Consider the following 12,441-nt stretch of genomic DNA (forward strand, 5'->3'; position numbering starts at 1 on the left):
CCTGGTTAAAGAATGATTTAAGAATAAGGGAGCAGCAACTACCAGATATCATAGAAAAACTAGAAAGAAATGAAGCGATTCTACCTACATATGACGCCGTTTTGATTGATGAAGGGCAAGACTTTGAAGCTGAATGGCTCCGATTAGTTAGTTTACTGATTAATGCAGATACACAGTCTCTATTATTAGTAGAGGACCGCGCTCAAACTATTTATCAGCGGAAGCGTTCCTATGTGCAGGATACGGGCTTAAATTTTCAAGGAAGATCAAAGGTTCTGTCCATCAATTATCGCAACACTCAACAAATTGTAAAGTTTGCTTGGGAATTTTACCGCAAGCATTCGATGTTTAAAAATAAAGTGGTCAATCGTGAACTAGAAGGTGAGATTATAGCACCACAGAGCACGAAGCGTAGAGGCCCAGAGCCTGGTATCGTAAAGGCGGATACTTTTTTTGAGGAAATGAGAATTGTTGCTCGCTCCATAAAGAAATTACATATGGAGAAAAAAGTCCCGCTAGAGGACATCTTAATTCTTTACCGTGTTAAACGGACTCATAAATATCCTATAATTGATATTATCAAGCGTAATTTGAGGGATGAAGGATTACCTTACTATTGGATCACGGAGAACGACGTCTCAAAGCGCTCGTATGCAAAAGATGATGGTAAAGTTAAAATCAGTACCATTGATAGCAGTAAAGGATTAGATTTCAGAGCCGTCTTTATCAATGTGGATTCCATGCCGTTTCCACTTGAGGAAAATAAGGAGAGGGAAGTTTCACTCTTATACATAGGAATGACCAGAGCAAAAGAATACTTATGTCTTTCTTATTCTGGGGAATCTGAATTTACTGCCTACCTAGACAGAATAATGGTAGAGAGAAAACAGAAAAAACCTGGTATTGAAAAAGTTAATTAAGAGTAATCGAAAGAGCCTATGATTGAATATAGACTCTTTCAAATTCCCTATTTTTGTTCGATCAATCCAGTAATCCCAATGCTCTATGAGCATCAGATTAAAGGGTCTGGTACTAAATTTACTCATTTCGCACATTATTATTTTTTTAGTATAAAATATCTATATGTGGTGCTATTATTTAACTAATTTCTCACATACTAGATTAGTGGATTAGTAGGATAAGCATTGTAAAGCTAAAAATGAAAGGTGAAAAAAATGAATACAAATAGAGAAATGATAGAAGAAAAAGACGAAAAAATTGCGCAGCTAGAAAGACAATTAATAGAAATAAAGGAAGCACAACAGCAAAGTGCTGCAACAATTGCGGTAGGTCATAACTTAAGATCTTTATCTCCACCGAAAGGAATATTTAAGTCTTTTTTAAAAGTTGGTGGATTGAAGATTATTTTGGCCTTGGTCATCCTTGTTTTTTTAATCGGCATCACTTTTCGGCTATTAACGGGCAGTACCTCCAAACAAGAGTCTGTTACGTTTGTTGAACAAGTTCAAGAGTTAGCCACATTGGCAACAGCTGAAGCTTATATGAAAGAGGTTATACACGTAGAGGATAATAAGATTTTCGGGAAAGACATCGCTAAGAATCTACCAGGAACAAAGCGAGAACTACTACTCATTGTACCTGCGACGGTTATTGCAGGTGTTGATTTGAAAGGGATTACTTCGAAGGACATGGATATTAATGAAGAAACAAAAGAAATAGATATTACCCTTCCTCATGCAGAGCTCATCCAGGAACCATCCGTACAGATGGATAAAATACAAGCCTTGGACAAGAATGGGCTTCTCCGTGCTGATATTAAAATGGATGAGGGGTTTGAGTTGGCCGCTGAAGCACAAGAGAAAATTCGTCAAGGAGCCATTTCTAGTGGTTTACTAGATACTGCAGAGAAAAATGCAGAAAAAGTGTTAAAGGGATTTTTTAAGAATATTGGTTATACGGTTAATGTCACGTTTAACTAATATGACGGCCTGCTCATATTACTTGGGACAGGCATAGAGGTTGTCGAAATCTACGTATTTTAATCTACTAATCATTGGAGTGATTGGATGTTAAAAAATTTATTTAAGAAGAAAACAGATCTAGTCGACTTATCCTCATCTCATATTGATGAAGTCGACGAAATTGAAATGGAAGAAGAATTAATTGCAGATTTAAAAGATGAAGCAGAAAAACTGAATGCTGAAGATATAAACCAACACGAAGAGCATTTTTCAGAGGAAAGGTTTTGGACTAAAGTTCAAAAGTTTTCTAAAAAAGCTGGAACTTCTGTAGTCTACGCCGTTCTATTACTCTATTACACACTTCAAAAGCCAGATGTACCATTAAAAGTTAAAGCAACCATTGTTGGGGCTTTAGGTTATTTTATTTTACCTCTAGATCTTATACCCGACTTAGCAGTTGGTGTAGGATATGTTGACGATTTAAGTGTTGTACTATTCGCTTTAGTTCAAGTAGCTTTATATGTGGATGATGAAATTAAAATGCAAGCCAAAAATAAACTAAAAGATTTATTTGGCGAGATGGTAGATACAACTGAGATTGATAATAAACTAGGTAGATAATGATCGTATGAGTCTGTTTCCAAGGTTATAGGCAACAGACTTTTTTTCTTGGATTTATAGTAAGAACTTTAACGTCAATAAGAACCATCTAAAATTGGAACTTATAAGCAATTAAATCGACTAATTTTAAGGGAATAATTAGGGAGGGATTTTATGGTTTTCATTTTATTGTTGTACGGAAGTATAGCGGGAGTTGTTATTTCAAAGAGAATAATGAAAATGTCTCAAGCAGTAATCCCAATGATAGCATTCGCCATTCTATCAAGTGTTTCTTTAGCTCAAAATTACACAGCGAGATTAATTCCTGAAGTGAATGATGGTATAGGAATCTCCAATTTATTAGCTGCATTTTTATTGCCAGAAGCTGGTTGGACAAAAGAAATGTTTTTATCAAAATTCGAATTATATCTGGGCATTTCAATTACATTCACTTTTATATATTTTTTACTCGTCATTGTTGAAAATATAAAATCAACTGGTAAAGCATAAAAGATCTTATTGTACTCAAATAACGCATATAAATAGAGCAGGTTGCTATAGCGGACCTTTTCTATAAGTAATATTATCGTTTTAAATATTCAGTATAGTTATAATATTATGTTTTATTGAAAAGGGGGATATGATGATTAGAGGGTCTTGGAGAGCGTTAGCATGGATTGGATTAGCTGAATTATGCGCCTTAAGCTTGTGGTTTAGTGCTTCTGTTATAGCACCCGAACTCATTCAAGTATGGAATCTTAGCTTAAACTCAGAAGCATGGTTGTCTGCTTCTGTCCCCATTGGTTTTGTAATAGGTGCATTCATGAGTTCCTATTTCGGGATAGCAGATCGTTTTAATCCCCGAAAGGTTTTTGCACTTTCAGCGTTTCTAGGGGCACTATTGAATGTCTCACTTATACTAGTAGATCATGCTTTTTTCGGTATCCTACTTAGGATCTTAACTGGTGTATCACTCGCTGGTGTATACCCGACTGCTGTAAAAATTTTATCACAATGGTTTCCAAAAAAACGCGGGCTGGCTATTGGTATTTTAATAGCCACCTTAACACTAGGGTCCTCTTTGCCACATTTTATTGTGATGTTTTTTTCTTCTTTTAATTGGCAATTAGTGATTATTTGTAGTTCAATATTGGCACTACTGGCAGCTATCATTGTCAATTGGGTTTTAGAAGATGCTCCAGTAACAACTAATAAGTTACCTTTCTCTTTCAAATTAATTAAAAAAGTTGTATCGAATAAACCAGTCATGCTTGCGAACTATGGTTACTTTGGGCATATGTGGGAATTGTATGCGATGTGGACGTGGATTCCGATCTTTTTGACCGCTAGTTTTACAAGCTATTCTCCAGGGATTTCTCCTTGGTTCATTGCATTATCCTCTTTTATTACCATCGGAATTGCTGGGGGAATTGGTTGTGTAGTAGGTGGATTAGTCTCAGATAAAATTGGAAGAGCCAACTTAACGATTATTTCTATGTTGATCAGTACTATTTGCTGTATCTTGTTTGGTTTTACTTTTGGTCAATCTATTTGGTTAACTCTAATCCTTTCTATTATTTGGGGAATGTCTGTCATATCTGATTCTGCCCAGTTTTCTGCCGCGGTTTCAGAAGTTGCAGATGTTGAGTATGTAGGAACAGCCCTTACTTTTCAGATGTGCATTGGTTTTCTAATCACTATATTTTCTATAAATCTAATCCCCATTATTCAGAGTTTTGTTGGTTGGGAATGGGTCTTTGCCTGTTTAGCGATTGGACCGATTCTTGGTATCGTATCTATGGTCAAATATAAACGGCATGAAATGAATAATGTCAAAGGGACAATTGGTCATTAAAGAACGACTAACCAAAACAGTTTATTGCACAGTACAAAAATACTGTGCAATAAAAGCTGGTAGTCCAATTTCTGGCGCGACCACGGGAAAGCTTAACAAAAGCCTAATTCAGAATTGAGAGGGGCGATTATAGTAAATAAACAAGCCTGCTTTTATAGGCTTGTTTATCTATGCCTGTTTTTTTAACAACTGATTTTGGTTGCTTAAAAACAAGCTTCTACATATTTATCCTGGCTAGGGTTTGGCCAGTGAATGAGGTATAGATCATAGTAATCTAGGTTAGCTCGGTATAGAGACTCTTGAATGGTTGCAACTGCTTTGTCGTATTCATGATAACTTCTTCATGTAAAGAATTTTGGAACTACTAAACCATTAAAAGGAATAATGTATAATGAATGCAAAATAAAAGTATAGGAGCTAAATTGCATGGAGAATAGGAAAGATGATATTTCAGTAACGGATGAACCTCAAAAAACATATACACTTATGGGTGCAGATAAAAGACCTTATGTGAGTAAAACACCTGGTACATATGGCGGTCACCGCAAAACGGACATTGGGGTCAGTCCCTCGGTGAAATAAAGCTTTAACGCACCGGGGGACTGACCCTAATGCCACAGCTTCTTTACAGAACTCATAAAATGGTCCTTAAGATTGCTCAATTTACATCATTAGAAACCCATTTTTTAGAGAATTTTTGGGAACTTTGTCGTTTAACAACTCATGAGCATGTGATGATGGACCTAAATCTATTAGTCGGAAATAATGTTTTTTGAAGCACCCCATGCAGGAGATAGCTAGTTTTTTGTGTGAACTTTTCTTGCCTTCAATCCACAAACTTGAAATTCCACATATGTACAAAATACTTTTCTCCAATGTATCTGTCTTAAACTTCAACAATCTCACCATCAACATCAACTCGAATTTCTTGAAAAGCATCTGAATAACCTTCAAAGTGATAGAAGTCGTCGGTGCTAAAATCATCAACAATATCAAAATATCCATTGTCTTTAAGGATATTTATGATTTTTCGACCAACCAGTATATCCACCACGATCAATTATTTAAGCAACTTCTCCACACCTTTTTCACTGAGTTTTTGGAAGCCTTTTTTCAGAAGTCCACAGAAATATTGATTTTTCATCACTAAAACCTCTATCTGAAGAATTGTTTACCGATTTAATTGTAGGCGAGAGCCGAAGAGCTGACATTATCATTGAAACAAAACTGAAGGATCTGGAAACACTAATTATTGTTCATGTTCAATTTTTGATGCTTGAATTTAAGAAAATGAATTGGCGTACTTTTGTTGATACAAATAATCCGGTGGCTGCGGCACTTCTTAGTAAGATGGGATACACTAAAAAAAGAAAAAGTCCAAGTAAAAAAAAGAATTTTTGCGATTGTTAGTAAAAATGCAACTAAACTCAGCAAAAGCAGAACTTATTAATGGCTTTTTTGAAACATTTCTTACCTTAAATAATATTGAGGAGGAAGAACTTATGGAAGAGATTAAACAATTAGATCAACAAGAATCAGAACAAATATTTAAGCTGCCAAATTCCTGGCGAGAAAAAAGGAATAGCAGAGGGAATTCATAAAGAGAAAAGACAAATGGCTCTTGAAATGCTAAGAGAAGGTTTATCTATTGAACTCATTGCAAAGGTTACTAAGCTTAGTCGTAATGAGATTGAAGATTTAAGGCGAACTCTTTAACAATAAAGAGAATAAATTCACTCATTTGAGGTTTGATAGCTTGTGGAAGAAAACTCTACAATAACTGTTATGAACGCTGCAATAATTTTGAAAAACTATAGGATTGTTTATTATGAGAGTTATATTTGATATGGTAATACAAAAAAATCCTCGAACCCATATTTGGAGTCGAGGATTTTTTTGCATTATTTCTTTTTAAGAACACCCTTTTTTAAAAGATTAATAAGCGTACCCTTATTTTTTTAGCGATTATAGGCAATTAATCTATTAAGGTCTTTTATCGTTAACATGGATGGCTCAATCACCAGTTCAAATTCATCTTTTACTTTGTCTATCAACGATAGCGCATACTCAACTTACTTTGCTGATAAAGTGTAATCCTCATCCTGCCTAGGAAGTTTTTGTTGGTTTACTTGTTCTGCCAGGGTGGTTTCTAATGCAGTGGCATGCTCTTTTAACTTGGCATCAACAAGTGCCTCTACATATGCTTGGCTGATTGTTTGACTTTGTGGTTTGATGTTTACTGTTTGGGAGTTTCTCTTTATAGGATGCGGTTGGTTTAATCCAGAGGCTAGTGCTTCTGGACTTTTTTGCTAGTTTAATAAAAAACTGATTACCATCTTTTGAGAGAAAAATAAGAAAAAAATAGATGGACAGTCATCTTTTTTTATGTGTGTAAAATCTTTACCTTGGTGGTTAAAATATTGCATAGGATAAATGGTTGTAAAAGTTTATTATCAAAGGAGTCAGATTATTCAAACTAGCAAAATGAAAACACTTACATTATATCGAAAGAGGTGAGTAGAAAAAAGGTTTGCACATATAAGGGAGAATGTTTTTCAATTTTTGATGGATTAAATGAAAATTCAATACATCATCAAATGGATTACATATGATCTTCTGTTTTACTTTTTAACCAAAGAGGAGGATTAAATTGACAAATTTATCTACGATAATGGGTACAATGATTTTAGCTTTTGTGGTTGTTATCGCCACTGTAGTTGCACCACTGGGTGTCCAATATGGTTCTGCCGAAGAAGAAACATTCGACGAGTTTGATATGCTTAGAGAAAAGTGGAAGTCCTATTTGGTGGGGGGCGACTTCTCGCCCGATGATCCGGATGTGGCAGGTAAGGTTGAAATGATTGCCAATACCGCAAATAATCTCTGGGATACCATGGTTAAAACTGACCCAGACAATTATATCTGGCCAGATTTAGACGATAGCTTGATAACAGTAGAAAAGAGTAAATCCAGCCCGATGACTCTGGCCTTTCAACGTTTGGAAGATATGGCGATGGCTTACTCCACGAAGGGGACTGCTGTAAAAAAGAATAATGGGGAAATAGTCCAGTTATATCAGAACCCTCAATTATTGACAGATATTAAAAATGGATTGAACTGGCTATATTCCAAAAAATATAACGAAAATAAGGTCATTGGCAAAACCAATTGGTATGACTGGAGTATCGGGACACCGCTTGTCCTCAATAATATAGTTGTGCTTCTTTATGATAATTTATCACAGGAAGAAATAACAAACTTTATGACAGCAGTTAACAAATTCACCTCGGATCCGACGATAGCCAATGGGAAAAAGGCGACGGGGGCAAATCTTATGTACGTTGCCAAAGTCGTTGGAATTCGCGGTATAATCGTGGAGGATGGCGCAAAAATAGCTGCAGCAAGAGACGCCATTAGTCCGATTTTTAAAAATGTTACAATCGGTGATGGTTTCTATGAAGACGGTTCGTACCTTCAACATGGCTCACATCCTTATACCGGAGGATATGGAAAGGCTCTGCTTGCCAATTTGGTTCCCTTTGTTTCTTTACTGGACGGATCAACGTGGAAAGTAACTGACCCGAATTTGGACAATATGTACCAATGGATTTTTGATACTTTTGAACCTGTAATTTATAAAGGCGGATTGATGGACTTCATTCGCGGCCGGGAAATGGCCAGGGTAAATCAGCAGGATCATGTGATGGGCCATATCACCATTGAACCAATTGTTCACCTTTCACAATTTGCCCCCCCAGAGTATGGTGGAAGACTGAAAAGTATGGTAAAAGAATGGATTCAATCAGATACATTTCTGAATTTTTACGAGTCAGCACCTATCTTTCATGTGGTGTTAGCGAAACAAATTGTTCAAGACTCCAGTATTAAACCAAGAGGGGAGCTTGTGACAAACCGTCAATTTAATAGCATGGGCCGTACTGTCCATCTGCGTCCTGAGTTCGGTTTTAGTATTGCCATGTCTTCAAACCGTATCTATAATTATGAATCTATTAACGATGAAAACCTTAAGGGCTGGTATACAGGAGATGGGATAACCTATTTGTATAACAGTGATTTGTCACAATATAGCGACGGCTTCTGGGCAACTGTAAATCCGTATAGACTTCCTGGGACAACTGTGGATACACAAATCAGGGAGGATGGCTCTGGACAAGGCACCTTGAGCTCAAAGAATTGGGTTGGGGGTACAAATATTGCCGGGCTTTACGGAGTTTCTGGTATGGAATTAGATGCTTGGGACAGTACGTTAACTGCAAAGAAATCTTGGTTTATGTTTGACGATGAGGTGGTAGCACTAGGGATAGGCATTAATAGTAATGACAACCGTACAATTGAAACAACGATCGAAAACAGGAAAATCAGTGAAGATGGCAATAATGAGCTTACGGTTAACGGCAGTACAAAACCATCGGAATTAGGGTGGACTGAGACGATGGAGAATGTAAAATCGATTCATCTACAAGGCAGCAATCCTGGTTCTGATATTGGATACTATTTTCCAAATCCAACAACGATCAATGGTTTACGTGAAGCAAGAACCGACAAATGGAGTACGATCAATAAGTATCCTAAATTTACAGATTCAGCAGATATAACGAAAAATTACGTAACACTATGGCAAGACCACGGAAAGAATCCATCTAACGGGACGTATGAATATGTGATTCTTCCGAACAAATCAATCAATGCTGTTACTAAATATGAGAAACAGCCAGATATTCAAGTATTAGAAAACTCACCTGATGTTCAGGCTGTCAAGGAAAAGAACCTGAATGTTATTGGTGCTAATTTTTGGAATGACGGTAACAAAACTGTTCAGGTAAACGGGAAAAATTTTCTCACTAGCGATAAAAAGGCCACTGTGATGACGATGCAAACCGGAAATGAACTGGAAATCTCCGTTTCAGATCCAACGCAAGAAAACAGTGGCACGATCAATATTGATATTCATAACCCTGCAGCCTTTGTCATTTCAGCTAATGATGCTGTCAAAGTAACGCAGACCTACCCTTCTATTAAATTGTCTGTAGATGTGAATGAAGCAAAAGGAAAATCGTTCAGAGTGAAAGTAGCGCTGTTAAGCATAGACGCAGTTGATCAACTTGTCGAACGCTATGCACAGTCAGGGGAATTGGATGGTGCAATGCTTGTTCAACTTAAAGCCAGCTTAAAGCAAGCACAAAACCATTATAATAAGCAGCAAAATACTCAAGCGATTAAGAGTCTGCAGAACTTCTTAAAGCATATAAATAACAAAACTCAGCAGGATCATGTTTCTAATGAGGCGAAAAATGAATTGAGTATCAAGGTGGAACAATTGATTGAATATTGGTCCCAATCGTAATTTTACCACTAGTTGTATCTCAATTTTTTTAGAGATGATTAGATTGATAAGGCCCTTTCCGAGCGTTCAGCCCAGAGAGGGCCTTTTTTTATTGATCATATTTTCCGTTCTTCTTTCTCTTTTTTTATCCAGTCTTTTTTCATTTCCTGTAACAATCAGGGTTATCTTTTCTGTTGCGAAATGTCTTATCTTTTTTTCCATGGATTATTTTCCCGCATAAACAGGAGGTAGCTAGTTTTTTAGTACTCTATTCTTGCCTTCAATCCGCAAACCTGAAATTCCCCATATGTACAAAATGCTTTTCACCAATGTATCTGTCATATACTTTTACCATTTCACCGTCAACATCAACTCGTATTTCTTGAAAGGCATCTGAATAACCTTCAAAGTGAAAAGAGTCGTCATCCCGAAAATCAAAAACAATATCATAATAGCCATTTTCTATAAGGATATTTATGATTTTTTTGACCAGTTCATCTTTCAATTCATTATCTTCCGAGTCATCCCCTAAATAGGTTACATAAGGACTTCCACTTATTATTTGATAAATCCAAACCTCATTAAATCCACTGCCTTTTAAGTAATGATATTCTTCTTTTAGTTTTTCAAAAGCATCCACCACTGAGTCCGCTTGAACAAAACCTAATACTTGAAAGTTTTCAACTATTATTTCATTTGATGATATGGTTGTACCATCCGGAGAAATGATAATCCAGTCATTCATTTACCTTGCACCTCTTCAAATTTCCTATTCTTTTAAGCCGGATCAGCTTTTACTAAATTACACATTTATATACCTAGTTCATTAAAGATTTCCTAACCAAAAAGAGCGTTGCAATCTATGTAGTTTAAAAGGCGGAAGCCTGTTTTTATAATAATGTTCAGTTATATTTATTTTCATTTCCTTGTAAACGGGATGATTTTTTCTATATGAAAATAGTGTATATAGCCATGCAAAAATGCCATCTCTGCCATTTTTCAGTGCCACTTCGGACAGAATTTAGAGCCACCCTAGGATTCGTTAACGGACTAGATGTGCACATTATATATAGAGCGGCAGGCATGATAGCCTTGTTGGACTAGCCAGCCCTCATGGATCCTGGCTTTTTGGCTGGGAATCCATGCCCGTAGAGGCTCCATGTAAAGTCACGAGTTGATATGTAAGTTTATTGATTGTTTCATAGCTTCTCTGGAATTGATCCGAGTGGTTAGTGGAAAAAGAAGGGGATTTATTTGTGGTTGTCGAAATACGTTACATAGAAAAGATGGTTTTAATTAGGAGATGACAATGGGGATAGGGAGTGCTAATAAATGATATTTATATATTTCATAATTGGCTACATGGCATTATATTCAGTAATTTGGCTCCATGAGGTTGGTCATGGAATAATGTATGCCAAATACAAATGCAAAGAGAATCCTTTCAAAGTCCATGTGCCATTTTACTTATTTTTTTCTACACCAAGTCCTATTGATGAAGAGAAAGCCAAAACTCTAAGTCTTAAACAAATCTATAATGTTGGCATTGGCGGAATAATAGTTAATCTAATATTCGGTGTTCCTATTTCCATTGTTTTGCTGCTAATGGACTTTGGTAACACTCTATTAGTCTACTTTATATTTTCTTTTGCCTTATTTCATTTGGTAGAAGTTGCAACTTATTTAGTGATTAGCAACATTTTCCTTTCAAGTGATATGATATTAGTACAACAATACAAGCCTAAATTGAGAATACCATTTTTTATAATCGGTTTATTTATAGTTGGTCTAATGATTTATATGCTTATCAATTGTCCCGAAAGCTGGAAACTTGGATATATCATAGCTATTGTTATTATGACACTTTGTATGGGTTTAGGGAGGATTATTTTTACTAGATTAAATACATCTAACTAAAACTGTTTCTTCAACTAATGGGATGCGATACTTGAACAAAGGTATCGCTTTTACTAATTGTAGTAACGAAGCTGAATAGTTGAAAGAGCAATTCTAAAATTAAAGAGGGATATATGAAAAAATATTATCTGGTATTCTTTTGCTTAGCAATTACATTACATAATTTAGAAGAAGCCTTATGGTTACCTAAATGGTCTCAGCTCGATACATCTTTTCAAAAAACAGTTACACCCAATGAATTTCATTTTGCAGTGTTGATTATTACCGCACTTGCATATTTAGTGACCTTTCTGTATATAAACTTTTCCAAATCAAATGTAATAAAGTGGGCATTCATTGGCTTCTTAGGATCTATGATTTTTAATGCAATTTTTCCGCATCTAATAGTTACATTATTAATGAAAACATACGCACCTGGCTTAGCCACAGCTCTAATATTAAATATACCAATCAACACCGTTATACTATATAAATTAAATGCTTTAAATTTGGTTACTCTCAAAGAAATAGTTATTTCAACAGTTGTAATTGGAATGATTTTATTAGCTATGATACCTCCTTTGTTTATGTTAGGAGGAAGTTTAATAAATTATTAATCGAATGTAATCTTTCAATCGAAGAAATCACTTTTTCATACTAATAAAGAAGGTTAGTAGAAAAATACTTGTCGATATACATCTGATGAAGCTTTTTTCAGTTGAAGGACCCAATACAGTAATCAACATAGTAGTGAAGAATTATACTTAAAGTAACGGGTTGCTTATGTTGAATAGGAAAGACGAAAAAATATCAGAGTCAGTTGC

General features: G+C 35.7%; 13 protein-coding genes and 1 pseudogene. 11 read left to right on the top strand and 3 right to left on the bottom strand.

Annotation, left to right across the window (positions count from 1 at the left end; translation table 11 throughout):
* From V7124_RS21830 to V7124_RS21850, 5 genes are all read left to right on the top strand, one after another.
* Nucleotides 1-920 (top strand): 3'-5' exonuclease (locus tag V7124_RS21830; protein WP_335493423.1); only part of this gene is annotated, 920 nt, incomplete at its 5' end.
* Nucleotides 921-1,175: 255 nt separating this feature from the next.
* Complete coding sequence (locus V7124_RS21835) at nt 1,176-1,940, top strand: DUF4230 domain-containing protein (RefSeq protein ID WP_335493427.1); 765 nt, start codon at nt 1,176-1,178, stop codon at nt 1,938-1,940.
* A gap of 168 nt (nt 1,941-2,108) precedes the next feature.
* Nucleotides 2,109-2,543: a YkvA family protein gene (locus V7124_RS21840; RefSeq protein WP_420490581.1), complete on the top strand. Its 435-nt coding sequence runs from the start codon at nt 2,109-2,111 to the stop codon at nt 2,541-2,543.
* Between the two features lie 153 nt (nt 2,544-2,696).
* Complete coding sequence (locus tag V7124_RS21845) at nt 2,697-3,032, top strand: hypothetical protein (protein WP_335493434.1); 336 nt, start codon at nt 2,697-2,699, stop codon at nt 3,030-3,032.
* A 133-nt stretch (nt 3,033-3,165) separates the two neighbouring features.
* Entirely contained in the window at nt 3,166-4,377 is a 1,212-nt protein-coding gene (locus tag V7124_RS21850; protein WP_335493437.1) for an MFS transporter, read from the top strand.
* A gap of 212 nt (nt 4,378-4,589) precedes the next feature.
* On the opposite strand, the pseudogene V7124_RS21855 reads toward V7124_RS21850, so the two are convergent.
* A pseudogene (locus V7124_RS21855) lies at nt 4,590-4,712 on the bottom strand (aldo/keto reductase); the annotation flags it as partial.
* 91 nt (nt 4,713-4,803) lie between these two features.
* On the opposite strand from V7124_RS21855, the gene V7124_RS21860 reads away from it, so the two are divergent.
* Entirely contained in the window at nt 4,804-4,959 is a 156-nt protein-coding gene (locus V7124_RS21860; RefSeq protein WP_335493441.1) for a hypothetical protein, read from the top strand.
* 304 nt (nt 4,960-5,263) lie between these two features.
* On the opposite strand, the gene V7124_RS21865 is transcribed toward V7124_RS21860, so the two are convergent.
* The gene (locus tag V7124_RS21865) at nt 5,264-5,431 is read right to left on the bottom strand and encodes a hypothetical protein (RefSeq protein ID WP_335493444.1); all 168 of its coding nucleotides are present in this window, start codon (nt 5,429-5,431) and stop codon (nt 5,264-5,266) included.
* 113 nt (nt 5,432-5,544) lie between these two features.
* Here V7124_RS21865 and V7124_RS21870 point away from each other — a divergent pair, with 113 nt between their 5' ends.
* The 3 genes from V7124_RS21870 to V7124_RS21880 all read left to right on the top strand — a co-directional run bounded on the left by V7124_RS21870 (nt 5,545) and on the right by V7124_RS21880 (nt 9,742).
* Nucleotides 5,545-5,787, top strand: coding sequence for a hypothetical protein (locus V7124_RS21870; protein WP_335493447.1), 243 nt, complete (start codon nt 5,545-5,547; stop codon nt 5,785-5,787).
* Nucleotides 5,788-5,792: 5 nt separating this feature from the next.
* Nucleotides 5,793-5,978, top strand: a complete 186-nt coding sequence (locus V7124_RS21875) for a hypothetical protein (protein WP_335493450.1) — start codon at nt 5,793-5,795, stop codon at nt 5,976-5,978.
* A gap of 1,049 nt (nt 5,979-7,027) precedes the next feature.
* Entirely contained in the window at nt 7,028-9,742 is a 2,715-nt protein-coding gene (locus tag V7124_RS21880) for a polysaccharide lyase 8 family protein (protein ID WP_335493455.1), read from the top strand.
* Nucleotides 9,743-10,001: 259 nt separating this feature from the next.
* Here the strand turns inward: V7124_RS21880 and V7124_RS21885 are convergent, their stop codons facing one another.
* Nucleotides 10,002-10,466 carry a hypothetical protein gene (locus V7124_RS21885; RefSeq protein WP_335493458.1) on the bottom strand — a complete coding sequence of 155 codons (465 nt, stop codon included), beginning with the start codon at nt 10,464-10,466 and terminating at the stop codon, nt 10,002-10,004.
* Nucleotides 10,467-11,083: 617 nt separating this feature from the next.
* On the opposite strand from V7124_RS21885, the gene V7124_RS21890 reads away from it, so the two are divergent.
* Nucleotides 11,084-11,638 carry a hypothetical protein gene (locus tag V7124_RS21890; protein WP_335493461.1) on the top strand — a complete coding sequence of 185 codons (555 nt, stop codon included), beginning with the start codon at nt 11,084-11,086 and terminating at the stop codon, nt 11,636-11,638.
* Nucleotides 11,639-11,751: 113 nt separating this feature from the next.
* Entirely contained in the window at nt 11,752-12,234 is a 483-nt protein-coding gene (locus V7124_RS21895; RefSeq protein WP_335493464.1) for an HXXEE domain-containing protein, read from the top strand.
* The last annotated feature ends 207 nt before the right edge of the window (nt 12,235-12,441 follow it).

The organism is Neobacillus niacini (genome assembly GCF_036961885.1).
Taxonomy (GTDB): domain Bacteria; phylum Bacillota; class Bacilli; order Bacillales; family Cytobacillaceae; genus Neobacillus; species Neobacillus niacini_H.